The organism is Oceanobacillus sp. FSL K6-0118 (assembly GCF_038006665.1).
Taxonomy (GTDB): domain Bacteria; phylum Bacillota; class Bacilli; order Bacillales; family Amphibacillaceae; genus Oceanobacillus; species Oceanobacillus caeni.
Genome location: NZ_JBBOVR010000001.1, coordinates 1,569,217 through 1,595,364 on the forward strand (window position 1 = coordinate 1,569,217; position 26,148 = coordinate 1,595,364).

The following is a 26,148-nucleotide window of genomic DNA, read 5'->3' on the forward strand; positions in this document are numbered from 1 at the left end:
TTATGGTGAAAGCGGATTTAGTTCTTTCTGGTAATCATGTATTTACCGGATTGAAAGAGACAACTGAAAAGGCATCCATTGCCATTATTAATAATAAAATTGCTGCTGTAGGTACGTTAGAGGAAATACAGCCAATGATTGGAGAACAAACTATTGTCCATCAGTTCGAGGATGAGCTAATTGTTCCTGGATTTCAGGATTTCCATGTTCATTTTATGATGGGTAGTTTAGTGCAAAATGATATGGTTCATTTACATGATTCAGAGTCGGCAGAAGAAGCCGCTAAAATGACAGCAGCATATGCGGAATCGAGACCGAATGAGGAGTGGATTATCGGCCTTGGCTGGGATCATACCAGCTGGCAACATAAGGAATTCCCACATAAGGAGGTATTGGATAGATATATTCCGGACCGCCCAGTTATCCTGTTTAATGCAGAAGTTCATTATGCTTGGATCAATAGCAAAGCAATTGAAGTTTGTGGAATAACGAAAGATACACCTGACCCGGATTACGGTAAAATAGGAAAAGATGAAAAAGGTGAGTTAACCGGACTTTTGTTTGAAGATGCGGTTGGTTATGTGACAGAATTTGCTTACCGGTTTTCAGAAGAAAAAAGAGTGTCATTGATTAAAGGCCTGCTCAAGGAGGCGGCAAAATACGGGGTTACATCCGTTAATGATTTGTTTGGTGGAAATATTGGGCCGAAACAGGAAGAGGATCTAAAAGTGTACTCCCAACTTGAAGAACAGGGAATTCTAACGACTCGCATTCATTTTTATCCAGAATTACAAAAGGATATGGAAGAGGCAAATAGATTAAAAGAAAAATATCAGTCAGATAAATTAACTTTTTCTGGACTTAAGCAATTTATTGATGGAGTCGTTACTAGTCACACGGCTTATTTACTTGATAGTTATAAAGATCGTCCAGAGACGGCAGGGGATCTTACGAAGAAGCCTGAGGAAATCAAACAATTGGTTAAACAGGCAGATAAGCATGGATTTCAAATTAGATTTCATGCGATTGGAAATGGAGCTGTCCGCTTAGCGTTGGACGCTTTTGAGGAAGCTAAAAGAGAAAACGGTCAAAGAGATTCCAGACACGTCATAGAACATGTAGAGGTACTCCATCCAGATGATGTTCAACGTTTCCAAGAACTAGGGGTAATTGCATCATTTCAGCCGTCCCATGTTGCCTTAATGCCTAAGGAAGCATATACAAGCAGAATAAGTGAACAACAACAACCTTTATATTTTCCTGTAAAGACGATTATGGATACAGAAGCTACTATCACTTTTGGAACGGATTTCCCAGTAGCACCTTTAAATCCTTTGTTAGGAATCTATCATGCAATGACAAGAATAGATTTAAATGGTCAGTCATGGGAGGAATCTGAAAAGATAAGTCTTGCGCAGGCTATCAAGGCATATACCACAACTCCCGCATATGGCTCATTTAGGGAAAACGAGCTGGGCACCATTGAGGAAGGGAAATTAGCAGATATGGTTGTCTTAAATAAAAATTTATTTGAAAATTCAATCGAAATGATACCAGAAACAGAAGTGATTATGACAATAATGGATGGAAGAGTTGTTTACGCAAGTGAAAAGGAACTTGCTAAATAATAGAAAGGTGGAAAAGGAGGGAGTTTTTCTAAAAGCGTTTTGAGGTGAAGTGACCGGATAATGTAAGAAAGATAAAAGAACATGTAAATGGTGAAATGTAGGTGAGATGGAGATAGTGCATAGGTTGCCTATCCCCATTTTTCCTTACAGAACGTTTTACATAAGGCTGCATCATCTTTATTAATGTCTTTTGCAATTGCACCTAGTGATATCGAGGCAACAAAATCGAAAGTGGTCATTTTTGAAATGGTTTGTTTTCCTAAAATTTTAGCCCTTATCAATAATAAGCAGAAGGCGCCGATACTTCTAAGGATTACTTCCAAAACATCATGCATCTGAAATCCTCCGTTTCTAAATAATGTATTTAAAAAGTGCCTGAATATATTGTGGACAAGATAAAAAAACGATTTCATAAGAATTAATTATATATGAATATACTCGGAGTATTATCGTCTTAGGTGGAATAAAACGGTAAAGTCATTTAGTTCTTAGCAGATTGAAGTAATAGTCTGAAAATTCCTATTCCAATGTGTTATAATATAATAGAATCAAAATGAAAGGGAGAGGGGCAGATGTCTTGCTAAAAACTATCATCACCCCACGCGTCAGTGAAACAGATGGTGTAGGTCATATCAATAATACAACCATCCCCATATGGTTCGAAGCCGGCAGAAATGAAATTTTCAAAATGTTTACTAGTGATTTAAGTTTTGAAGATTGGCGTTGTATTATTTTAAACATGAACGTGGACTATTTGAAACAAATTTATTACGGAAGAGATGTAATCATAAAAACGCACGTCGAGAAAATTGGGAATTCTAGTTTTACTTTGTATGAAGAGATGTTTCAAAATGAAGAACTCTGTGCAAAAGGAAGAGCTGTATATGTCAATTTTAATCGTAAAAAGCAAGCCACAGAACCAATACCAGATGAAATTAGACTGCAACTAGAAGAGCACTTAATACAAGAATAAAGAAAACGTTTTATTAGGGGAGGTTGCCAATATGAAAGTAAGAACAGCTGTATTACGTGAAATGGGGAAGCAATTACCATATGCAGAAAGTAAACCTATTCAAATAGAAACGCTTAATCTTGATCCACCCGGACATGGGGAAGTGCTTATTAAAATAAAAGCTGCTAGTCTCTGTCATTCTGATTTATCTGTTGTGAATGGGAGTCGACCTAGACCATTGCCAATGGCTTTGGGACACGAGGCATCTGGAATTGTGGAGCAAGTAGGGGAAGGGGTAGATGATTTAGAGGTTGGCGATCACATAGTATGTGTATTTGTTCCTAGCTGTGGTCACTGTCTACCATGTCAAGAAGGGCGCCCAGCTTTATGTGAAGAAGGAGCAAAATCTAACACGGAAGGTACACTGTTAAACGGTGATATACGTTTACATAATGAGGAAGGAAAAATTAATCATCATTTAGGTGTTTCGGCATTTTCTGAATATGCGGTTGTATCTAGGAATTCCTTGATTAAGGTGGACAAGGATATTCCTTTTGAAAAAGTAGCCTTATTTGGATGCGCTGTCATTACGGGGGTAGGAGCGGTAATTAATACTGCAAATATTAAACTAGGTAGTACAGTTGCAGTTGTCGGTTTAGGGGGAGTTGGTTTAAGTGCGCTTATCGGTGCTATTGCTGCAGGTGCGGAACGAATCATTGCCATTGATATTAATGACTCTAAATTGGAATTTGCTAAAGAATTGGGAGCGACGGATACATTTAATTCCACAGATATGGATGTAATTGAAAAAGTACGTGAAGCAACTGGTGGAGGAGTGGAATATAGCTTTGAAACTGCTGGAGCCGTTCCCGCAATGGAAGTAGCCTACGGAATTACGAAACGTGGCGGTACCACCGTAACAACAGGACTACCAGATCCAAAACACCATTTCTCGTTTCCATATGTGAGTTTAACTGCGGAAGAGAGAACTTTGAAAGGTTCCTATGTAGGTGGTTGTGTCCCGAAAAGGGATATTCCGAAATTCATTAACTTATTGAAACAAGGGCGTTTACCTGTAGATAAGCTAATGAGTGACATGATCGAGCTGGATCAAATAAATGAAGGATTTGATATGTTGGCAAAAGGAGAGTCTAGTAGGATAATAATTAAATTATAGATGTTAGAAAAAGAGTTTTTATTGATATGGTGAAGAATGAAACCCGAATAATGGACACCGATAAAAAGTGTCTGATATTCGGGTTTTTCTTATGTACATGAATGCTGATATTCTGAGTTTGAATGCTGAAATCTCTCGTATGAATCTTGATATCCCGAGTGCGAACGCCGAAATCTCTTGTATGAGTGCTGATATCCCGGGTCCAAATCCCGATACCCATCACGTGAATCCCGATATTCAGTAAATGAAACCCATTTTCTACTCAACGGCAATTCCATCTTTGTGCTTTACATAATTATTCAACATTTTGGAAAGATAATATACAAATTATTATCTTGATTAGGAGCTTTTGGTATATGAGGAAATGGTTAAGTAAGAAGAAAGAACCAATGGAAGTAGAGAATATACCTTCAGATTTGGCTACTCCCTTACATAAAGACATTGATCAAACGATTGAAAATGTGAAGTCTATACTTGGGAATAGCTCGGATTTTGTAGTAAGGGAATTTAAAATCGGTTCGACTCAACTAGTAAAGGTTGCTTTACTTTATATGGATGGCATGGCTAGTAAAATGTTCATTCAAGATTATATTACGGAAACATTGATGATTGATTTACGTCTAACTGATTTACCAACTGGAAATAATGCAGATAGCTCCGGAAAGGGATCATCCCCAAATCAAGGAAATGTACGGAAAAAGGCAAAATGGATAAAGCCAAAAGTTAATCCTCAAGAGAGTGATCTTTTTAAAGTGATGAAAGATCAAACGTTAGCGAATAGTGAGGTGGAGGAGTGTAAGGATTATCAAGAGCTATTTAGTTTTATTCTTGCTGGGGATTCGATTATTTTAATGGATGGGTATGAAACAGCTTTTGCTATTGGTTCAAAAGACTATGAATCGAGATCAGTAGAAGAATCATCCTCTACAACGGTTATAAGAGGACCGAAAGAAGGTTTCACTGAAACGTTAAGAACGAATACCTCCCTTATTCGTAGGAGAATTAAAGATCCGAATCTCTGGATCGAAAGTAAAGTCATTGGGAAAAAAACACAAACAGACGTCGCTATCTGTTATATGAACGGCATTGTCAGTGACAAGATTGTTAAAGAAGTAAAAAAGCGGTTAGATGCAATTGATGCGGATGCTATTTTGGAAAGTGGTTATATCGAAGAATACATACAGGATTACCCCCATTCCCCGTTTCCAACGGTGTACAATACGGAAAGGCCGGATGCGATTTGTGGGGGGTTACTTGAAGGAAAAGTAGCAATCATTGTGGATGGTACTCCCTTTGTATTACTTGTTCCTACGTTCATAGTAGACTTTTTTCAATCTAGTGAAGATTATTATCAACGAGCGGATATTGGCTCGCTCTTACGACTATTACGTTATTTGGGATTTTTCTTAGCTCTGTTAACACCATCTATATATATTGCCTTAACAACATTTCACCAAGAAATGATTCCTAATCAACTGTTAATTAGTTTAGCGGCACAAAGGGAAGGGGTCCCATTTCCAGCATTCGTAGAGGCCTTAATCATGGAGATTACGTTCGATATTTTACGTGAGGCTGGTACACGAATGCCCAGAGCGGTAGGGTCTGCTATTTCAATTGTGGGGGCTTTGGTGTTAGGACAAGCTGCTGTAGAGGCAGGTATTGTTTCGTCAGCGATGGTTATTGTTGTATCATTAACCGCTATTAGTAGTTTTGTTTTTCCTAGTCCTGATTTATCAAGTTCTATTCGGTTATTGCGATTCCCTTTTATGACTTTAGCGGCAATGTTTGGATTACTTGGCATCATTATTGGAGTGATTATTATGGTTATGCATTTGGCGAGTTTGCGCTCCTTTGGAATCCCATACTTATCTCCAATGGGGCCATTGATTTTACAAGATCAAAAAGATGCTTTTATTCGTTTGCCGTTATATAGATTAAGTACGAGGCCTAGATTAATGAATCAAAAAAATATTGTTCGAGAAAACACGGATAAACCTTCGCCAAATAGAAAGTGATGGTGAGTGACATTGAAGCGAATGATTCCAATTAGCATCATCCTATTCATGATCATAATTTTATCCGGTTGTTGGGATTCCAAAGAATTAACCGATATATCGATTGTCACGATACTAGGTATTGATAAAGAAGATGATAAATATAAAGTAACCGTACAAATATTAAACCCAGGTGAAATTGCTGGGGATACGGGAACGACTCAACCTGCTGTTAATACGTACACAGAAACTGGAAATACATTAATAGAAGCAATCAGAAGATTAACTAGTATTGCCCCTAGAAAAATATATTTAAGTCATTTACGAATTGTTATTTTTGGAGAGGAATTTGCAAGAGAAGGGATTGGAGGAGTATTAGACTTTCTTTCGCGAGATCATGAGATGAGGACTGACTTCTTCTTCGCAGTAGCCAAGGATTACGCAGCGGAAGACGTGTTGAAAATTTTAACTCCTCTTGAACAAATTCCTGGAAATAATATATGGGGGATGATCAAAACCTCTGAAAAAATTTGGGCGGGGGTTACTTCCGTAAACATTGATGATTTAGTTTCTTCTATTACTTCCAAAGGGAAAGAGGCTAGCATTACAGGACTTAGTATTACTGACGACCCAGAGGTTGGTTCCAAACTAACTAACTTAGAGAAATCTTTACCATATACGAGGATTGAAACATATAACGAAAGTGCATTTCGAAATGATAAATTGGTGGATTGGTTAACGGAGGCCCAAACAAGAACGGTAAACAACATTAACGGTAAGGTTCAAAGTACGGTAACTACCATTCCTTGTGGAAAAAACGGGGACTTGAGTCTAGAAGTGTTTAATACCAAAGTGGAGAAGAAAGCGAAAGTTAAAGGTGATACTCCGAAAATGGAAGTGAATATAAGAGTTGAATCTAATATAGCGGATGTATCTTGTACGGTAGACCTAACCGATCCAAATGAAATTACCAAGTTAGAGAAAAAGCATGAAAAAGATATAGAAAAAACTACGAGAGATAGTATTAAAGAAATACAGGAAATGGGTGTAGATCTATTTGGTTTTGGCGAAAAGTTTAAAATGAGTAATTTTAAATACTGGAAAACAGTTGAGGATGAATGGGATGAAGTCTTTTCAGATCAATTAGAAGTGGATATAAATGTGGATGTTCAAATCAGAAGAACTGGGACGACCAATCAATCCTTTTTTGAAGAAATAGAAGGTAATATGGATCAAGAGGAGGAGTAAAGTGGTTAAGGCAATATTCATTATCATTTTAGCTGGATTGATTTTTAAACTGGATAAATATTTAATAAAAAAAGATTCAAATTCCATGAAAGATAAAATATTTCATCTCGTTTTTTCTGTTATTGCCTTTAGTATTACTCTTCTCTATATCCTTGATGTCCCTCTTCTAAATCCAACAGAGGGATGGAAATGGATTTATGAACCGCTAGCCACCCCTTTACGGAAATTACTGGAAAGTTATTTGTAAAAGGTCACATAATGAGCTAAGAATGGATGGTGTAATATTGCTAGAAAAAGGAAGAATTAGTGCCAGACAATTCATGTTATTAGTTTTTATGTATTCTTTAGGGACAAGTATTATTGTAAACCCATCCTTAACCGCGTATTATGCGAGTATGGATGCTTGGATTACATGCATTATCTCATCCATCATTGGGGTTGGCATTGTTTTTTTATTAATCCGAGTTTCATCAATGGATGAAAAGAAGAATTTATTTGAATTAATGGAATTCGCATTGGGAAAATTTATTGGTAAAGTCGTCATTTTACTGTTTTTATTCTTTATGTTATTTCTTACTGCAACCAATTTACGACAAATTGGTGACTTTATGACGACTCAAATTATGGTAGATACTCCGATTCAATTTATTATGTTACTTTTTGCCTTAACTAGTTTATATGGAATAAAATTAGGTCTAGAAGTGATTGGTAGAAGTTGTGAAATCTTTTTTCCTTATGCTATTGTTTCGTTAATTTTGTTAATAGTTTTAGTATCTCCTGAAGCAGATTTTACTAAGATTAAACCAATTCTGGAAGATAGAGCGAGTGCAGCATTTGCTACCGTCATTCCAACTTTAGGAATCCCGTATTTCGAACTCATTGTATTTCTCGCTATTATTCCATATGTTAATGCCTTTAAAAAAGCTAAAAAGGGATTTTATATTGGCACGATAGTTGCTTCTTTTATGATATTGCTAATTACTCTTATGTGTTTAGCTGTATTAGGAGCTGAATTTACCGGCAGACAAGTTTATCCGACATATATTTTAGGTAAAAAAATTAGTATTGCCAATTTCTTAGAACGAATCGAGATTTTGGTTGCAATTGCTTGGTTCTTCACAATCTTTTTTAAAATTACTGTAAACTTTTATGTTCTTTCCTTAGGCTTTAGCCACTTTTTTAAGTTGAAAAATGTCTCAACCCTTTCTACTCCATTAAGTTTTATACTGATTATTCTTGGGTTAATATCTTACCCGAATATTATTTATTATCAAGAAATGATTGCGTATTATTGGGTGTTTTTCGCAGCTACAATGGGACTATGTCTTCCGTTGGTTATTCTGATAGTAGGAAAGATAAGACAAAAAAAGAAAGAATAAAAAAATAGCATCTATTCTGTTTATATGTAAATGATAATATTATTATTGAGAGAAAATTCCGTTATTATTACGATATTGTTCAAAAATATTGCAACCTAATTAGTTGACTAAATGGCAAATATATACAATAATAAGTATTGAATTAAAATTATTATAAATAAATATTTAGGAGGATATAACTATGGCATTAATTGGAAAAGAAATTGAACCATTCAAAGCACAAGCTTATAAAAACGGAGATTTCATTGAAGTTTCTGAACAAGATTTTAAAGGACATTGGAGTGTTGTTTGTTTCTATCCAGCAGACTTTACTTTCGTTTGCCCAACAGAATTAGAAGACCTTCAAAACGAATATCCAAAATTACAAGAGCTAGGTGTAGAAGTATTCTCCGTATCAACTGATACTCACTTTACACATAAAGCTTGGCATGACCATTCAGAAGCCATTGGTAAAATCACTTACGCTATGATTGGTGACCCTTCTCATCAAATCTCTCGTATGTTTGAAGTATTAGTAGAAGAAGAAGGCCGTGCCGATCGTGGAACATTCATTATCGATCCAGATGGCGTTATTCAAGCAGTTGAAATCAATGCTGAAGGAATTGGTCGTGACGCATCTGTTCTTATTGATAAAATCAAAGCCGCTCAATATGTACGTAACAATCCTGGTGAAGTTTGCCCAGCTAAATGGAAAGAAGGAGAAGAAACTCTTAAGCCAAGTCTTGATTTAGTAGGTAAAATCTAAGGGGAGAGCGATTATAATATGTTAGATGCAGAAATAAAACAACAGTTAGAGCAGTATCTAGGCCTTTTAGAAAATGATATTTTACTAAAAGTTAGCTCTGGTTCTGATAAAGTATCTAGAGAAATGCTCGAACTAATAGATGAATTAGCTACTATCTCTACTAAAATAAAAATAGAACATACACAACTAGAAAGAACGCCAAGCTTCAGTGTGAATCGTATTGGGGAAGACACTGGAATTACTTTTGCTGGTGTTCCGTTAGGTCATGAATTTACTTCACTTGTGTTAGCATTACTTCAAGTAAGTGGCCGTACACCAAAAGTAGAACAAAAAGTAATTGACCAAATTAAAGCAATTGAAGACGAATATCATTTTGAAACATATGTCAGCCTTAGCTGTGAAAAATGTCCTGTTGTGGTACAAGCACTAAACATTATGAGTGTTCTAAACCCTAACATATCTCACACCATGATTGAGGGTGGAGCTTTCAAAGACGAAGTAGATAGTAAAAACATCATGGGAGTGCCAACCATCTTCTTAAATGGGGAATCCTTCGGTAATGGACGTATGGAACTTGAAGAGATTCTTGCCAAACTTGGTAGTGGTCCGGATGCATCAGAGTTAGAAAATAAAGATCCATTTGATGTGCTTGTTATAGGTGGTGGCCCAGCTGGAGCTAGTGCTGCGATTTATGCCGCACGTAAAGGAATTCGTACAGGTATTGTCGCTGAACGTTTCGGTGGCCAAATCCTAGACACAGCAGCTATTGAGAACTTTATTAGTGTAAAACATACAGAAGGAACGAAACTCGCTGCTAGCCTTGAAGAACATGTGAAAGAATACGATGTTGATATAATGAATCTACAAACGGTTAAAAACATCGAGAAGAAAGATAATTTCGTTGAAGTAGAATTGGAAAATGGAGCTGTTCTGAAAAGTAAAACGGCTATCCTTTCAACAGGAGCTAAGTGGCGTAACATAGGTGTCCCAGGTGAAAAAGAATATGAAACTAAAGGGGTTGCCTACTGCCCGCACTGTGATGGTCCGTTATTTGAAGGTAAACATGTAGCTGTTGTTGGTGGAGGTAATTCTGGTATCGAAGCTGCAATTGACTTAGCGGGTATTGTCAAACATGTTACGGTACTAGAATTTTTACCAGAGCTTAAAGCAGACTCCGTACTTCAAGATCGTCTTTACAGTCTACCTAATGTTACTGTTATCAAAAACGCAGCAACAAAAGAAATTACAGGTGATGAAACAGTAAACGGTATTAGTTATGTAGACCGTGAAACAGAGGAAGAACATCATATTGAGTTAGAAGGAGTATTCGTACAAATTGGTTTAGTGCCAAGTACAGGATTCCTTAAAGATAGTGAAGTTGAACTTAATAAATTCGGTCAAATTGTTGTAGATAAGACAGGCGCTACAAATGTTCCTGGAATCTTTGCAGCAGGTGACTGTACAGATAGTGCATACAAACAAATTATCATTTCCATGGGATCAGGTGCAACAGCCGCTTTAGGTGCATTTGATTATATGATTCGGAATTAAATACTTATAAAAAAGTCGTTTAACTGTCATTTTTGATGGTTAAACGACTTTTATTTTTTTACCTATTCGTTATGTCCCTGTTACTTGGCTTAGTAGCAGGGATATTTTTTTTCAAGGGAAACTTATTAAAAAAATTATGTACGGGCTAATGATTGGATTTCTCAGAAGTGGTTTATTCGACCAATCGAAAAGGATTGCGAAAAAATAGATATATAGTAAAGGAGGGGAGGATTTGAATGCCTTATAATATTCAGAAGAAAATCATCCCGGGGCTAAACCAAAGAAGTTTAATCGCTCCTAACTTTATAGTTGCTCATGATTCTGGTAATCCTAGCAATGTCACACCAGGTTCTTTGGAAAGAGAAGTTAATTTCATGACTAGAAATTGGAAAAACGCTTTTGTTTCCCATTGGGTTGGCGGTGGAGGAAGAATTGTTCAAGTAGCTGAAGTGGGTAGATTACAGTATGGAGCTGGTCCGAAAGCCAATCCCTATGCTTATGCTCAAGTAGAATTAGCGAGAACAAATAATATAGAAACGTTTAAAAAAGATTACGCTGCATATGTATGGTTATTACGAAAGCTTGCTAATGATGCAGGAATACCGATAAAGTTAGATACTGGTTCAAGGGTTACAGATAAAGGGATTAAAACACACGATTGGATAAGAAGGAATATTGGTGGTACAGTTCACAGTGACCCATATGCTTATCTAGCATCCTTTGGCATTTCTAGAGCACAGTTCAAAATGGATGTTGAAAAAGGAACCGCAGCAGTTAAACCAACAGGACAGTCAAATGCTAAATCTCAAACAGTTACTGCTCCCGCTCCTAAAACAAAAGCTAATGCTAAATCTCAACCAGCTACTGCTCCTGCCCCTAAAGCTAAAGCTAATTTAACTGTAGACGGTAAATGGGGTCCATCAACTACGAGAGCATTACAAAAAGCATTAGGCACAGTCGTAGATGGTGTGATAAGTAAGCAGTTGAGAAATAGCGTGACAAATGCGTTATATGGCGGTGTCACATTTGGTTCTGGCGGGAGTTTAGTTATTAAAGCGTTACAGAAGAAAATTGGTGCTAATGCAGATGGTTATTTAGGACCAGAGACCATACGAAAATTACAAAGATATCTCGGTACCCCGGTTGACGGCGCCTTAAGCAGACCATCTTCATTAGTAGTAAAAGAATTGCAACGAAGGTTAAATAAAGGTACTTTTTAAATGAAATGGAGATAGAGGTACAACTCAAATAAATTTTGTTAAATCCCCGGTTTGGAAACCGGGGATTGGTTTTTGGCATTTATTCGACCTTATCAGAGATAGATTTTCCAGCAAGCTGCATAATAATCATATCGTCCATCGGTGGATTGTGTAAACCAGCACGTACATCACGATAATAACGTTGGAGATCACTTTTTTGTGATAAGCTTCTTGCACCAACAATTCTCATCGCTAAGTCAACTACTTCCAAAGCTTTATTAACAACTGATAATTTAACGGCACCCAATTCGGGTCCCATCGTTAATCTTGTAACCTCATCACTTTCATCCCACTTATTGGCAATCGAATAAAGGAAGTTTTTAGATTCTAAAATCAGAAGTTCCATCTCACCTATTTTTTGCTTAATATTTGGCAATTCCGATATGGTGCCTTTAATGCTATTCGGTGAATATGTTGTAGCAAATGTAATGGCAGACTCTTGTGCAGCTTGTGCGATTCCAAGATAGCATGCAGGTATATGTAATAGCCATCCAGCAGGTTTTTTCTTACCTGGAGTTAACTTTTGTACAAGATCATCTTCGTCTACATGAACGTTCTCTAATACTAAGTCATGACTTCCTGAACCACGCATTGCGATAGAGTCCCAGGTTTCATCTACTTTCACTCCTTTTCTCTCTCGTTTGATTAAGAAATTCCCTACCTCATCCGTACCATCAATTGAAGCACTAACAACAAAATAACTTAAAATTGGAGATAGTGTTGTGAATGTTTTACGACCGTTAATTGTCCATCCTGAACTATCTTTTTTTGCATACGTTTCGGGTTGGCCACCGCGTGTAGGACTTCCGGTAGCTGGTTCAGATGCAGCATTATTAAGTAATGCACCTGACTTAAGCACATCTTGAGCTACCGAAGCATACTTATTTTCATCCCATGCTTGGGTTTCACCAAGGTGTTTCATAATGCCCATATGCCAACCGATGGAAAGGGCTGTCGAACCGTCTGCTTTTCCAATTATTTCTTGATATCTTAGCATTTCATATAATGAGATTCCTAACCCACCATATTGCTTAGGTAATGTTAGTGCTGGATAACCAATTGATTTCAGGTCATTAAAGTTATCAAAAGGGAAACTGGCATTTTCATCATGTTCTTTTGCCCGTTCCTTAAAAGGTTTCACTGTTTTGGATAATAAATTTATTCTTTCGTCCATACTGCTTAGTTTTAATAAATTCATCATATCCCTCCATTTTGTGTTAATTAATCAATTTAGTTGGAATTATAGTTTATTATTTCACCACTTTGAAGAAATCTCAAACTTTTTGTCTAATACAATAAATTGTATAATAGCGAATATTTTAATCAAAAATCAAAACCAAGTTGACAGATAGTAATTATGTGTTTAGAATAAATTACAATATTGAAATATATGTAAAGAATACATATTAAGATAACTTGAGTGGGTCACTAAATGTTTATGGAGGTGAGTACACATAAAATGCTATTATTAAAAAATCTGCAAATATCTTTTAATGATGAGCAAGTTTTAAAGGGGATTAATTTAACCGTAAACAAAGGTGATGTTGTTACATTAATTGGTCCTAGTGGTACAGGTAAAACAACATTATTAAGATGTATTAATTATTTGGAAAAACCCGATGATGGAGAAATAACATTAGGAGATGTTCACCTAGACTATAAATCCATTCGGAAAAAAGATATTTTAAAAATCCGTCGGAAAACGGCGATGGTATTTCAACAGTACAATCTTTTTAAGCATAAAACAGTGATTGAGAATGTGATGGAAGCGCAAATGGTCGTGCAAAAAAAATCAAAAAAAGCTGCCTATGAGAAAAGTATGGAGGAATTGGAGAAGGTTGGTTTAATAGATAAAATAAATGCTTATCCTTCTCAACTATCGGGTGGCCAGCAGCAAAGAGTTAGTATTGCAAGGGCATTAGCTGTAGAACCCGAAGTCATCCTATTTGATGAACCAACATCGGCTCTTGATCCCGAATTAGTTGGGGAAGTTTTAAAAGTAATTGAAGCCGTTGCCAAATCAGGAATAACCATTGTGCTAGTTACACATGAGATGTCCTTTGCGCAAAATATATCAACAAAAGTTGTTTTTATGGATAAAGGAAAGATAGTAGAAGAGGGGACTCCAACAGAAATTTTTAACCAATCATCAAATGAGAGAACAAGGGAATTTTTAAATCAATTTTATACTAGAAAGAACTAAAAAGGGAAGGAGAAGTGGGTTTTATGAAAAAGGTATTTGTTTTTATAGGATTGGTGAGCTTAATTTTTCTACTTGGTGCTTGTGGAAGTGATGGTGCTTCAGGAGACGGAGGTTCTGAAGCGGGAGTTAGAACAATTGAGGTGGCCGTACCACCTGCAGCAAAGCCGTTAAGTTATACGGAGAATGGTGAACTAACTGGTTATGAAGTTGAGATATTGCGTAAAGTAGATGAAAAATTACAAGATTATGAGTTTCATATTGTAGGAGTTGGGGATAGTGCCGCAGAGGTAGGATTAGACACAGGGAAATATGATTTAATCGCACAAGGCTTGTTCTTAAGTGAGGAACGTGAAGAAAAATATTTAATACCTTCCGAAAGTAATGGGGCAAGTTTGATGAAGATCTATACAAACGAAGAAAATAAAGATATTGAAACACTTGAAGACTTAGTTGGAAAGAATATTTCTCCGCCTAACCCATCTGGAGGGGTTTTTAACTTTTTAACTGAATATAATGAAGAAAATCCGGATAACCAAATTGAATTTAAAACTTCAGACAGTGGTATTTCCTATGCGGATCGATTGAAGGAAGTTGAATCTGGAAAATATGATGCTTTAGTTTTACCGTCCAATTTAGGTCAAAATGAAATTATTGAACAGGCTGGGTTAAAAATTCATACAACAGAGCCAGTAAAAATATTTCCAACTTATTTTCTGATTCATAAATCCGAAGAGAATGAAGCGTTGAATGAGGAAATTAGTAAAGCGCTAGCGGAATTGAAAGAAGATGGCACACTATCTGAGCTATCCGTAAAATACTATGGGGAAGATGTATTTCAATATGAATGATGCGAATTAATGGAAGGGAGGAGGAGTTACTAAAATGGATATTACCTTTATGTTGGAGATACTCCCCCAATTTTTAAGCGTCCTTCCGATAACATTATTAATTATTGTTGTTTCAACCATATGTGGTTTTCTGTTAAGCGTTTTGGTCGTAGCAATTCGAATTAAGAAAGTCAGGTTGCTTAACCCCATAATGGGAATGTACATCTCTTTCACAAGAAGTACCCCAATCTTGTTACAATTATTTTTAATTTATTATGGTTTACCAGTAGTATTAGCATTAATGGGAATTCATATTAATGATATGAACCCAACGACTGCTTCTATAATTACTCTAATTATTTATAATGGTGCCTATATGTCGGAGGTTGTTCGCCCTGCTTATTTAGCGGTAGAGCGTGGTCAACATGAGGCAGCAGATAGCTTGGGATTTTCGCCTTTTAAGAAATTATACCGTATTATTATTCCACAAGTAGCCCCAATAGCGCTCCCGGGGTTAGGTAATGCTATTATTTATTTAATCCATGATACCTCTTTGATTTTTGCAATCGGTGTAGTGGATATAATGGGGCTTGCTAATATTATAATTTCCAGTAATTATGGAATGAACCAAATTGAAATTTATTTATTAATTGCAATTATTTATTGGATCGTTTCCATGTTATCCGAACAAATGATTAAATATTTAGAGAGAAGAAAACAAAGACTTCCATATAATGGGTCAACGAAGGAGGTAGCCTAATTAAATGTTTCAATTAGATGTTTTAATTGAAGACTTTTTCAGCATTTTAAAGGTTGTACCTCAAACGTTGCTATTGGCAGTTATTATCCTAATACTATCCCTATTTATGGGGGGATGTCTGGCTCTTATCCAACGAAAGAAAATACCAATCCTTTTTACTATTATTACAGTAGTCCAATCTTTTTTAAGGGGTACGCCTAATGTTGTTTTATTATACTTAGGATATTATTCTTTACCTTTTATCGTTCAATATATTGTATCGTTGATGGGTATAGATTTTAATCCTCATCAGTTAGATCCTGTCATAACAGTTATTGTCGTATTTTCTATTAGTTTTTCAGTTTTCCAATCAGAAACAATAAGAGGTTCCTTGCATTCGGTCGAACGCGGGCAGATTGAAGCAGCGCAATCTTTTGGATATGGTTTCTTCCATACGCTATGGAAGGTAATTATACCACAAGCCCTTGTTGAGGCGCTCCCTGATATTATGAACTCGTTTTTAGTTATTATAAAAGCTTTATCCTTGGCGTATTTAATATCGGTTGTAGATATTTTTGGACAAGCAAAATTGTTAGGTGCTTATAATTTTAGCTACATCGAGGCATTTGTTGCTGCGGCTTTCGTCTATTGGATTTTGTGTTCTATTTTCACCTTGTTTATTAATAAATTTGAACTTCGATTGAGGAAGGGGTATTAAGCAAAGTCTGAAGCTCTGTATAAGAGATTCGGACTTTTGTTATTAACGGAGATAATTTGTGCAGCTTGCTAAGGTAATCTGTCAAATTAGTAACTAATATTTTTAATAAGTAATTGAAATATCATGCTAATATTACATTACAAAGAATTCTAGCTAAATGGCGTGGCGTTAAAAAAGAAGTATCAAGGAGGAGCAAGAATATGAGGAAGGATAAAATAAAAGGTTTAATGATTTTAGGTGCGTTGCTAGGAGTTATTGGACTGATACTTATTTTTTTTAGTGATGATTTTGGAACAACCTTAACTAATGGTTTGTTGGCTACTTTAGATAACATTGACACAATGGATTATGAATTTAAGGTAAAGGCGAAGACAAATAATTTTTTAGTGACTGGTAGCATTCTTTTTGGAATTGGACTTTCTACTGTGGTTTTTTCCTTTTATAAGTCGCTAAATATAAATAATAGGGAATAACACTAATTCACAATTGGTGCAAGTAAAGCAAGGTAATCCGAACCGGGCCGTTTGTTTCTATTTCACAATATTATTGAAATATAATACTAGAAAATTTTATTGGAAGAAGGAGGTATCAATATTGAAAGAAGATAAACGAATTTTGTATTTCAATATGGTTTTGGGGACAATTGGAACCATACTGATTATTTTAGCTGCAATAAGGTATCTGATTAAAGAAAATGATAATACAGGATACGCACTTATAATTTTTGGCTTTATATTAACGATTGGGTATATTAATTACTTGGAAAATAAAGCAGGGATAAGTAAAAAATTGACCTGGATTAGGGTTATTATATCCCTAATTTTATTTTTTTCCTTTTCATATTTTTTATATTACTAGTTATTCCTTATTTAATTATTTGGTGTAATCCTTAGATAAGGAGTCATAAATTGGCAGTTTAGTAGAGTGGCTTAGTCTATTAGATTATGTGGTCTATTTTTACCTTGTTTATTAATAATTTGAACTCCGTTTAAGGAAGGTGTATTAGAAGAAGCTGGGAAAAAACTCCAGTAAATAAAAATTAAGGCGTTGGAGTTTACACTAAAAAAGTGTAGACCCCACGCCTTTTTTTAACGTTATTTTAGTAACCAAAAAGGACACCTTTTGATAAAATTAAAGTGAGCAAACAATAATTTTGGAGGTGTCCTTATGTTTAAACATTATACCATGAACCAAGTAGTTTTGCCACTAGATTTAGAAATTAAATTGAAAGAAAACGATATTGCCTTTGCGATCCATGATCTTGTCGAGAGTATTCCGGAAGAGGCTTTCGAGGACTTCGTACGACAAACCGGGCGTCCTGCGTACCATCCTCGTATGATGTTGAAAATCATTTTGTGTGGGTATACGCAATCCGCGTTTTCTGGTCGTAAAAAAGTACGGTTTAGCCATCATTCCAAACGAACAGACAGGTACGGATTCACCAGTGAATTTAAAGTGTAAAAATGTGAGGACTATTTGGGCTGTCCACTCCGCGATTTATGCACGAAAGCAAAAGAAGGGAACAACCGAACGGTCTACATGAATGAAAAGTGGGAGTTCCAAAAAGAATATGTACGCACGAAGCTTTCAGACGAGAAAACTGGTGAAATTTACGGAAAACGTAAATTGACGCAGAACCAGTGTTTGGTTTTCTGAAGGCTAATTTGGGTTTTACCCGTTTTTCCTTTAGGGGAAAACAGATGGTGAAAAATGAATTAGCATTTGCATGGGTGGCGGTTAACTTGAGAAAAAACGCCGCCATGGACGGTAAAATAGTGGCGGAAGATGGAAAAAAACACAAAAAAGGTTCCAAGTAAATTTTTTATTGCTTGGAACCTTTTTATTTTACTTTTTTTGGCTAGTTATGTCCCAGTCTCATTGTTTTTAGCATGTATCATTTTAATTTTGATTAGACTTTCTATTTAATTTAAAACATTATCACAGTATGAACTCTTTAAACGAGAAAAGCATCTAGTAAATGCCTAATTTGATCATCTAATTTTTTTAATTGAACAATTTGATACTTACTTTTCAGGCATAGTGTATGTATTGGCTGTATGAGTTGCGGAATATTGATTTTCTCCTTGTATTCCGGCACTCATTGACGTATGTGTTACTGTATCATCATTTTGTATTATTTTCTTTAATAATAAAGTTCGCAAAGGATAAAGCTTTTATAATAACTAAAAACAGGCTCATTATATCAGGGAGGGCTTCAACAAGGGCTTGAGGTACAATTACCTTCCTTAACGTATGGAAGAAAAATATATCCTAAAGATTGCACCGCTTCAATCTACCCACGTTTGACCGAATGCAAGAAACCTCTTATTGTTTCTGATTAAAAACTGAAAAGCTAATAAAAAACACAACAATCACTATTATTACACGATCTAATTGAATAAAATGAATCTGGTTTCTTAAATAATCTACTGGCAACATTCCATAATAGTGAAACTTTAATTTTTCTAATTCGTACATAAGGTACGTTGATTAATAAAAATGATGGAGGTGTCAAAGATGTCCAAAGAAGTTATTTTCATCTTAGTTATAGTATCTATGGCAATATGGGTTACGGTGTCTCGAGAATCTGTAAAATCTTCAAAAGAGATAAACTGGCGAAAAATGATAACTTTATTGTTTGCAGGATCTTTATCTACATTAGTTATAATCATTATGCATTTTCAAAGCCTGCTGTTTTAGTTCCGGTACTGGTGCCTTAAAGAACGAATGAGTTATCGATTAGACAGCTTCTATTGTGCTAAATGGCAGGTTAATAGGATAAGAGGTGTTAAAATGAACACAAAATATTATTGGAGAGAAGGATTTAAGTAATAGCGAAGTATTATTAAAAAATAGCAATCTGTATAATGGTCTATGGCTTTATTGAAAAATATAGATTTAGAACTTATATACATATATTATGGTGGCACATTCATTGGCGATGTTTCTTTCTAAGATATTAGCTTAAGATGTAGCTGTTTTCTCTTGATTTTTAGGTTTTTATGGACTTATTCAGCTTATTCTATTTATTATATTCTTGATTTTAGATTTCCAACAGGTGAAGAAAAAACTTAATAGTATTGCAGTAATTTTTAAGAGGGTCTTGTTAGAAAAAATAGTTTTTTAATTTAACAATGTTCCTGTGGCGTTCTATTTTTACTAAGACAGTGGGATAGTTTAGTAAATTGATTCTTTCTTTGGGAGAGGGGGATTCCGGTGGAGTATAATATAAATTCGCAAAGGATATCAATTTTTAGTACTATATTTATTATTATATTGTGGGATGTATTGTCAACTTATTACGGACGCTCTTTATCGCTATTCTTATTCATTTTATTAATCGCAATAGGGTTAGCTTCTTTTCGTTTTAAATTTACCATCCACACCGACCATTTAATATATGAAATATTATTATTTAATAAACCTATCATTCAAAAGGAAATTTACCCAGGCCAAGTAAATCAACTGAAATTGATACGTGTCGGGTGGGCTAAAAAGTCTGCAATTATAAAGGTGAAAAAAGGAATCAACATTAGATTATCTGTACTTGAACCTCAAGAAGCGTATGAACATTTAATTGGATTTGCAGAGAAACACGATATAATGATATTTAAAACGAAGGACTATTTAATTTTGGAAAGAATGAAATAATACTCGGTATTCAACTATCGGTGCAATTGTTGAAACATAATTCACTATATGCTGCAAGTAAAACAAGGCGATCTAAGCTGGATCGTCTTTTTCTATTTCAAAAAACTAATACTATTTTTGGACTATAAAAAAAGCCCGTACCCCTTGATTCACAAGAGATTCAGGCTTTTGTTTCAGATGATTCCAACTGGACTCGAACCAGCGACCCCTACCCTGTCAAGGTAGTGCTCTCCCAGCTGAGCTATGGAATCGTTGTTAACCAATATATTCAATATAATCTGTTTTTAGCAATCTGTCAATCTTTTACACTGTTGTGTATGTGTCAAGTTTTTCTCGGTGTGTCTTTCACACCAATATTTCCGGCACTCTATTTTTGTACACTTTTTCGGCTACCGCGCGACCCTTGTCGCTTGCTGTCCCCAATTTTTAGGTAACGTTCTAAAAACCAAGAACCTTACCTAAAAATCAGGGTGTTATCTAAAACTTTTTATTAACTGTCCAATAGCTGATGAATGAGCTGTATTTAGGCTTATTTTACCTTGTTTTGCTCCAATTGACGGCTGGGTTTCCTGGCGTAGAAATTCAGTCATACGAACCACTTTTTTCACGTCTCGTTGTTTTCTTACACTTCGCCTTTGGTCTCTCAAATAGACGGATCGTAATGTTTTATTTAGAATCCCTTGTTTGATCTTCACCATTGCCTCACTACCTTCTAAACTCCAATGCATTCCACGCTTTTTCATTCGGAATGAAATATGTCGTTGGTTGGATTCCATTGCACCCATGCCCCTTGCCTCTTTTGGTGGATTCTCAACTTTTTCTCTCCAATCAAAAATTCGATCCCAATTACCGCCAATATATCTACGAAAATCCTCGGCCTTTTCTAACTGCTTATCCGTTTCTAAAGTGCTCTCCAATGTATCCATCCAACGTATGAAATCATCCAGTTCGTGTTCTTTGATTGCCTTTTGTACACCTTCTTTAAACTCGCTCTTTTTAACTCCAAAAGTTCGATTCAGTGCTTTAGAAATGTGAAAGGAATCCAATTGATTTAAAACAGGATAACTAGACTGTGAGAAAGCCTCTTGAAAACGTTCTGCCGTATAACCGGGACCACCATCACTATTGGTGACAACTTGAGTGTTTTCTAAGGAATAATGATTAGCTGTATACGCCTGGACTTCTTTCCAAAAATCATTCGTTGGTTTGGTTGTCATGATGACCTGTGGATTCTTTAGGGAAATACGCTTCCCATTTTTACTCCAACCTTCATGAATGATCGCATGATGGACTTCATGACTTGTCTTTTTCTTTGTTCCACGCACAAATACACCATCTGCCTCGGCAAATAAAAAATCCAACTCATCTCCCTTTGGTAAATAAGCAGCTTCCTCTAATTCCGCTAACATTTCTTCATCAGCTCGCGCTTGTGCCTTCCCAACACGTTTCACAATACTTCCCACAGTTGTATGACTAAGAGTTACTGCGGTCCATTCACCTAATATGCGTGCCGTTTCTCGGTACGTACTCTCACTAGCCAACTCTGCCACTTTTACTTCAACTAAAGGACTATGTCGCTGATATTTTCTAAATCCAACCCACTCATCAAAAGGATAATGCGCTTTCCCATTGATATCGTGCATTAATGTATGCGTAAAACGAACTGCCCCAAAGATAAACTGAATTGTCTTTTCATCTTCTCGTTCAACCGTCCAACCCTTACTTTGCATTCTTCTTTTTATCGTTTGATTAAGTTGTGTAAATACGCTCCCCATCAGTTTAGTAAGGAGATCATATACATAAATTTGAACATGTTCCTCAAAGTCAATTAAATCATTTGTATCCTTTAATAATTCGCTGATTTTTGATATAATTGTATTCATGAAAAGGCCTCTTTCAAATGTATTTGCCGGTCAGCATACATTTATGATAGAGCGCCTTTTCTTTTTTTTCTAGAATTTTGTTTCAAATCCCCGAGAACTATTTTACACATAGCACTGTTGTTTTATCACCCTTTATCATAGGCGTTCATACTATTTACTGGGAGGAGGATTGTGATTAATGACTAATGATCGAAAAAATAAGAAGGATGAACAATTGGAAATTTTTCGTGTCCATGATAAAGGGGAAAAATTAACAACAAATCAAGGACTAAAGGTGTCTGAGGATGAATTTTCGTTAAAAGCAGGTGTACGTGGACCGACTTTGATGGAGGACTTTCATTTTCGTGAAAAAATGACGCATTTTGATCATGAAAGAATTCCTGAACGAGTAGTACATGCACGTGGGTATGCAGCGCACGGAGAGTTTCAAGTTTATGAGAGTATGAAGCAGTATACAAGAGCAAAGTTTTTACAGGATCCAACTGTGAAGACGCCGGTTTTTGTCCGTTTCTCAACGGTAGTTGGAAATCGTGGATCGTCGGATACGTTTCGGGATGTGCGTGGGTTTGCAACGAAGTTTTATACGGAAGAAGGAAATTATGATTTAGTTGCGAATAATATGCCCGTCTTCTTTATTCAAGATGGAATCAAATTTCCTGATATTGTCCACGCCATTAAACCGGAGCCACATAATGAAATGCCACAGGCTAGTTCTGCACATGATACGTATTGGGATTTTGTCGTCGCGAATCAAGAGTCGGCCCATATGACGATGTGGCTTATGTCTGATCGTGCTATCCCTAGAAGTTTCAGGATGATGGAAGGTTTCGGCGTTCATACTTTTCGTTTTGTGAATGATGAAGGGAAAGCACACTTTGTTAAGTTCCATTGGAAGCCTACATTAGGTGCACATTCTTTAATCTGGGATGAAGCGCAGGAAATAGCGGGTAGGGATCCTGATTTCCATCGTCGTGATTTATGGGAAAATATTGAAAGGGGAAATTATCCTGAATACGAATTAGGGGTTCAAATTATTGAAGAAAAAGATGAATTTAAATTTGATTTTGACATTTTAGATTCAACGAAACTTTGGCCAGAAGAAGATGTACCGGTGAAAATCATAGGTAAAATGACATTGAATCGTAATGTCGATAATGTATTTGCTGAAACAGAGCAAGTGGCCTTTCATCCCGGTCATGTCGTTCCAGGAATTGATTTCACCAATGATCCATTATTACAGGGACGTCTTTTTTCTTATACCGATACACAACTAATCCGCCTTGGTGGTCCTAATTTTCATGAAATCCCGATTAATAGGCCGGTTTGTCCATTCCATAATAATCAGCGTGATGGGTATCATCGCCAAACGATAAATGTTGGGAAAGTAAGCTATCATAAAAATACGTTGTGGGGAAATACACCTGCTGAAGCAAGTGTGGCAGAAGGTGGATTTAAACATTATGAAGAAAAAGTAGAAGGACGAAAAGTTCAGGCGAGAAGTGAAAGTTTTGCCGATCACTTTTCTCAAGCCACATTGTTTTGGAATAGCATGAGCGATGCGGAGAAAAAACATATTATAAACGCGTTTCAGTTTGAATTAGGTAAGGTGCATAGTGAATCTGTGAAGCAGCAGGTTGTTGATATGTTTGGCAATGTTAATTTGCAATTAGCTACGGAAATTGCCACGTATTTGGGGTTAACACCGCCTAAAAGCGGGATTTCGAACATAACAAAAACATCCCCAGCTTTGAGCTTGGAAAATACGAAGAAAACAGTAGAAACAAGAAAAGTAGCTGTAATTCTGACAGATGGATTTCCTGAATCGGATGTGTTGTTTGTATTAGATGCATTAAAGTCATCTGGAATTCAACCTGAAATCATTAGCGAAAACTTTGGGAAAGTAGTAGGTAATAAAGGTACCGAACTTGAAGTAGATAATACGTTTGAAACGACGAATTCAGTATTATTTGATGCGGTATATATGATAAATGGAAGTAAAACAAGCAAAAAGTTTAATAAAGATGCAGCATATTTTATTGATAAAGCTTTTTCTCATTATAAGCCGATTGGGGCAACTCACGAAGGTATTAAATGGTTTGAGGTAAATCACTTTGTTGGAAATCCTGGTGTCGTGGTAGGGAATGATATGAGAAAGTTTTCAAAGGAATTTAAAGAGGCAATAGCGGCTCACCGTCATTGGAATCGTTCTGTTGTTTAACGCACTTCCGAAAGAAGTCTCCCTCTTCAAGCGTGTGAAGGGCGTAGCCCAATGATAAGGGGGAGATGAATTTCGGTTGGGCGACAGCCCCAAGGCTTTTTCTTTTGCCTTTATTGTTCATTAAGGTATAATCAGTCTTATAAAACATAAGGATTGATATAAAAATGAAATTAGATAGTAATAACCATTCAGTGTTCTCGATGTATTATCATCTTGTGTTAGTCGTGAAGTATCGTAGAAAAGTAATAGATGATACCATTTCAGATTATGCCAAAGATAAATTTGTGACATTGAGTGAAAGGTATAATATTACATTAGTTGAATGGAACCACGATATGGACCATATTCATATTTTGTTCAAAGCACAACCTAACAGTGAATTATCGAAATTCATCAATGCCTATAAAAGTGCCAGTTCAAGACTTATCAAGAAGGATTTTCCTCATGTTCGTAAAAAATTATGGAAAGAAATGTTTTGGTCAAGAAGTTTTTGTTTGTTGACGACTGGTGGTTCACCAATTGAAGTGGTGAAAAAATATATTGAAAATCAAGGGATAAAGTGAGGTGATTTGATATGGCTAAACAAAATAAAGCGTACAAGTTTAGATTGTATCCAACAGATGAACAGGCTTTGATCATACGCAAAACGTTTGGATGTGTCCGTTTTGTCTACAACAAGATGTTAGCTGAACGTAAAGAGACTTATGAGTTATTAAAAGAGGATAAAGATGCCTTAAAAAAGGTGAAGAACCCTACTCCTGCCAAATACAAGAAAGAGTACGAATGGCTAAAGGAGGTAGATTCATTAGCGTTAGCGAACGCACAACTAAATTTGGATAAGGCATATAAAGCATTCTTCAAGGGAAATGCCAAATTCCCGAAATTCAAAAGTAAACGACACAGGCAAAGCTACACAACAAATGTTGTAAACGGTAATATTCAGTTATTGGATAGTCATATCAAATTACCTAAACTAAAAATGGTCAAAATCAAGCAACATAGAAAGATACCATCAGAATACAAAATCAAATCTTGTACCCTATCTATGACCTCATCAGGAAAATACTATATTTCTATTCTTACAGAGTACGAGAAGGAGATAGAAAGCAAAGAAATTGAAAAAGTAGTCGGGTTAGATTTTGTGATGGATGGGTTGTTTGTCGATAGCGAGGGTGAGAAAGCCAATTACCCTAAGTTTTATCGACAAATGCTTGATAAATTAGCAATGGAACAACGTAAACTTTCGCGTAAAAAGAAAGGCTCTTCTAATTGGAATAAACAACGTATTCAAGTAGCTAAAATCGGGGAGAAGGTCGCCAATCAACGGAAGAACTTTCTTCATCATAAGTCGAAAGAACTAGTAACTAACTATGATGCTGTTGTGATTGAAGATTTAGACATGAAGGGGATGTCACAAGCACTAAAGTTTGGTAAAAGTGTCGCTGATAATGGGTGGGGGATGTTTACTTCTTTCTTACACTACAAATTAAAAGAACAAGGGAAACGACTTGTCAAAATAGATAAATGGTTCCCCTCTACAAAAACCTGCTCGAAATGTGGGGCAGTAAAAGAAATCAAATTATCAGAACGCACTTATCAATGTGCATGTGGACTAAACCTTGATAGGGATTACAATTCAGCACTCAATATCAAAAAAGAAGGCATTCGATTGTTAGAAAGTGCCTGATAAAAAAATAAACTCTTGGAACAAGAGGGTTAGCTTGGTCAAATTCGTCAGCTACCAAAAGTGGCGATTACCCAAGAAGCCCCCACTTCAAGCAACCCGTAAGGATGGTAAGAGGGGGTAGTTCACTGAGTTTAGAATTATATGTTAATCATAAACGTTTAAGGAGAAGGCACCATCATTGTTGGATTCAATCCAACTATGGGTGGTGCATTTTCTATTTAGCGGGAAGGAAATCTTTCCCGTCTAGAGCTTCGATTACTCGTTCTACCGTAAAGATTTGAATAAGTGC

The 26,148-nt window shown here is 36.0% G+C and carries 23 protein-coding genes, 1 tRNA gene and 2 pseudogenes; 22 read left to right on the forward strand and 4 right to left on the reverse strand.

Going from position 1 to position 26,148, the window contains the following annotated elements; all coding sequences use genetic code 11:
* Nucleotides 1-2 precede the first annotated feature (2 nt).
* On the forward strand, nucleotides 3-1,628 hold the full coding sequence (locus tag MHI02_RS08110; protein WP_047186238.1) for an amidohydrolase: 1,626 nt from the start codon (nucleotides 3-5) through the stop codon (nucleotides 1,626-1,628).
* A 191-nt stretch (nucleotides 1,629-1,819) separates the two neighbouring features.
* On the opposite strand, the pseudogene MHI02_RS08115 reads toward MHI02_RS08110, so the two are convergent.
* Nucleotides 1,820-1,963: pseudogene (locus tag MHI02_RS08115) on the reverse strand (DUF421 domain-containing protein); the annotation flags it as partial.
* 242 nt (nucleotides 1,964-2,205) lie between these two features.
* On the opposite strand from MHI02_RS08115, the gene MHI02_RS08120 reads away from it, so the two are divergent.
* The 9 genes from MHI02_RS08120 (at nucleotide 2,206) to MHI02_RS08160 (ending at nucleotide 11,894) form a co-directional block, all read left to right on the forward strand.
* A complete protein-coding gene (locus MHI02_RS08120) occupies nucleotides 2,206-2,601 on the forward strand; it encodes an acyl-CoA thioesterase (RefSeq protein WP_111014489.1) in 396 nt (131 codons plus the stop codon).
* A 31-nt stretch (nucleotides 2,602-2,632) separates the two neighbouring features.
* Entirely contained in the window at nucleotides 2,633-3,757 is a 1,125-nt protein-coding gene (locus MHI02_RS08125) for a zinc-dependent alcohol dehydrogenase family protein (protein WP_047186235.1), read from the forward strand.
* 356 nt (nucleotides 3,758-4,113) lie between these two features.
* Nucleotides 4,114-5,772 carry a spore germination protein gene (locus MHI02_RS08130; RefSeq protein ID WP_052771781.1) on the forward strand — a complete coding sequence of 553 codons (1,659 nt, stop codon included), beginning with the start codon at nucleotides 4,114-4,116 and terminating at the stop codon, nucleotides 5,770-5,772.
* Nucleotides 5,773-5,793: 21 nt separating this feature from the next.
* The gene (locus tag MHI02_RS08135) at nucleotides 5,794-6,999 is read left to right on the forward strand and encodes a Ger(x)C family spore germination protein (RefSeq protein ID WP_341166106.1); all 1,206 of its coding nucleotides are present in this window, start codon (nucleotides 5,794-5,796) and stop codon (nucleotides 6,997-6,999) included.
* Between the two features lies 1 nt (nucleotide 7,000).
* A complete protein-coding gene (locus tag MHI02_RS08140) occupies nucleotides 7,001-7,246 on the forward strand; it encodes a hypothetical protein (RefSeq protein WP_047186233.1) in 246 nt (81 codons plus the stop codon).
* Between the two features lie 22 nt (nucleotides 7,247-7,268).
* The gene (locus tag MHI02_RS08145) at nucleotides 7,269-8,378 is read left to right on the forward strand and encodes a GerAB/ArcD/ProY family transporter (protein ID WP_052771780.1); all 1,110 of its coding nucleotides are present in this window, start codon (nucleotides 7,269-7,271) and stop codon (nucleotides 8,376-8,378) included.
* A 181-nt stretch (nucleotides 8,379-8,559) separates the two neighbouring features.
* Nucleotides 8,560-9,123 (forward strand): alkyl hydroperoxide reductase subunit C, encoded by a 564-nt coding sequence (gene ahpC, locus MHI02_RS08150; protein WP_047186232.1) that lies wholly within the window; start codon nucleotides 8,560-8,562, stop codon nucleotides 9,121-9,123.
* An 18-nt stretch (nucleotides 9,124-9,141) separates the two neighbouring features.
* Nucleotides 9,142-10,674: an alkyl hydroperoxide reductase subunit F gene (gene ahpF, locus MHI02_RS08155; protein ID WP_047186231.1), complete on the forward strand. Its 1,533-nt coding sequence runs from the start codon at nucleotides 9,142-9,144 to the stop codon at nucleotides 10,672-10,674.
* Nucleotides 10,675-10,910: 236 nt separating this feature from the next.
* Nucleotides 10,911-11,894, forward strand: a complete 984-nt coding sequence (locus MHI02_RS08160) for a peptidoglycan-binding domain-containing protein (protein ID WP_052771779.1) — start codon at nucleotides 10,911-10,913, stop codon at nucleotides 11,892-11,894.
* Nucleotides 11,895-11,973: 79 nt separating this feature from the next.
* Here the strand turns inward: MHI02_RS08160 and MHI02_RS08165 are convergent, their stop codons facing one another.
* A complete protein-coding gene (locus MHI02_RS08165; RefSeq protein ID WP_047186230.1) occupies nucleotides 11,974-13,131 on the reverse strand; it encodes an acyl-CoA dehydrogenase family protein in 1,158 nt (385 codons plus the stop codon).
* A gap of 261 nt (nucleotides 13,132-13,392) precedes the next feature.
* Here MHI02_RS08165 and MHI02_RS08170 point away from each other — a divergent pair, with 261 nt between their 5' ends.
* The 9 genes and pseudogenes from MHI02_RS08170 to MHI02_RS08210 all read left to right on the forward strand — a co-directional run bounded on the left by MHI02_RS08170 (nucleotide 13,393) and on the right by MHI02_RS08210 (nucleotide 20,071).
* The gene (locus tag MHI02_RS08170; protein WP_047186229.1) at nucleotides 13,393-14,136 is read left to right on the forward strand and encodes an amino acid ABC transporter ATP-binding protein; all 744 of its coding nucleotides are present in this window, start codon (nucleotides 13,393-13,395) and stop codon (nucleotides 14,134-14,136) included.
* A 23-nt stretch (nucleotides 14,137-14,159) separates the two neighbouring features.
* Nucleotides 14,160-14,984 carry a transporter substrate-binding domain-containing protein gene (locus MHI02_RS08175; RefSeq protein ID WP_084824108.1) on the forward strand — a complete coding sequence of 275 codons (825 nt, stop codon included), beginning with the start codon at nucleotides 14,160-14,162 and terminating at the stop codon, nucleotides 14,982-14,984.
* 34 nt (nucleotides 14,985-15,018) lie between these two features.
* Nucleotides 15,019-15,723: an amino acid ABC transporter permease gene (locus MHI02_RS08180; RefSeq protein WP_047186228.1), complete on the forward strand. Its 705-nt coding sequence runs from the start codon at nucleotides 15,019-15,021 to the stop codon at nucleotides 15,721-15,723.
* A 4-nt stretch (nucleotides 15,724-15,727) separates the two neighbouring features.
* On the forward strand, nucleotides 15,728-16,420 hold the full coding sequence (locus MHI02_RS08185) for an amino acid ABC transporter permease (protein WP_047186227.1): 693 nt from the start codon (nucleotides 15,728-15,730) through the stop codon (nucleotides 16,418-16,420).
* Nucleotides 16,421-16,620: 200 nt separating this feature from the next.
* On the forward strand, nucleotides 16,621-16,893 hold the full coding sequence (locus MHI02_RS08190; RefSeq protein WP_047186226.1) for a hypothetical protein: 273 nt from the start codon (nucleotides 16,621-16,623) through the stop codon (nucleotides 16,891-16,893).
* Nucleotides 16,894-17,014: 121 nt separating this feature from the next.
* Entirely contained in the window at nucleotides 17,015-17,278 is a 264-nt protein-coding gene (locus MHI02_RS08195; protein WP_047186225.1) for a hypothetical protein, read from the forward strand.
* 309 nt (nucleotides 17,279-17,587) lie between these two features.
* Nucleotides 17,588-18,308 (forward strand): annotated as a pseudogene (locus tag MHI02_RS18555) (transposase).
* Nucleotides 18,309-18,937: 629 nt separating this feature from the next.
* The gene (locus tag MHI02_RS08205; RefSeq protein ID WP_047186223.1) at nucleotides 18,938-19,120 is read left to right on the forward strand and encodes a hypothetical protein; all 183 of its coding nucleotides are present in this window, start codon (nucleotides 18,938-18,940) and stop codon (nucleotides 19,118-19,120) included.
* A 516-nt stretch (nucleotides 19,121-19,636) separates the two neighbouring features.
* Nucleotides 19,637-20,071 carry a hypothetical protein gene (locus MHI02_RS08210; protein WP_047186222.1) on the forward strand — a complete coding sequence of 145 codons (435 nt, stop codon included), beginning with the start codon at nucleotides 19,637-19,639 and terminating at the stop codon, nucleotides 20,069-20,071.
* Nucleotides 20,072-20,249: 178 nt separating this feature from the next.
* Here MHI02_RS08210 and MHI02_RS08215 read toward each other — a convergent pair.
* Nucleotides 20,250-20,322, reverse strand: a tRNA-Val gene (locus tag MHI02_RS08215).
* Nucleotides 20,323-20,544: 222 nt separating this feature from the next.
* Nucleotides 20,545-21,954, reverse strand: coding sequence for an ISLre2 family transposase (locus MHI02_RS08220; RefSeq protein WP_341165841.1), 1,410 nt, complete (start codon nucleotides 21,952-21,954; stop codon nucleotides 20,545-20,547).
* A gap of 178 nt (nucleotides 21,955-22,132) precedes the next feature.
* On the opposite strand from MHI02_RS08220, the gene MHI02_RS08225 reads away from it, so the two are divergent.
* The 3 genes from MHI02_RS08225 (at nucleotide 22,133) to MHI02_RS08235 (ending at nucleotide 25,859) form a co-directional block, all read left to right on the forward strand.
* Nucleotides 22,133-24,172 carry a catalase gene (locus MHI02_RS08225; RefSeq protein WP_047184240.1) on the forward strand — a complete coding sequence of 680 codons (2,040 nt, stop codon included), beginning with the start codon at nucleotides 22,133-22,135 and terminating at the stop codon, nucleotides 24,170-24,172.
* Nucleotides 24,173-24,336: 164 nt separating this feature from the next.
* Nucleotides 24,337-24,735, forward strand: coding sequence for an IS200/IS605 family transposase (tnpA, locus tag MHI02_RS08230; protein ID WP_216883782.1), 399 nt, complete (start codon nucleotides 24,337-24,339; stop codon nucleotides 24,733-24,735).
* A gap of 11 nt (nucleotides 24,736-24,746) precedes the next feature.
* Complete coding sequence (locus MHI02_RS08235) at nucleotides 24,747-25,859, forward strand: transposase (RefSeq protein ID WP_341165842.1); 1,113 nt, start codon at nucleotides 24,747-24,749, stop codon at nucleotides 25,857-25,859.
* Nucleotides 25,860-26,148: the final 289 nt, after the last annotated feature.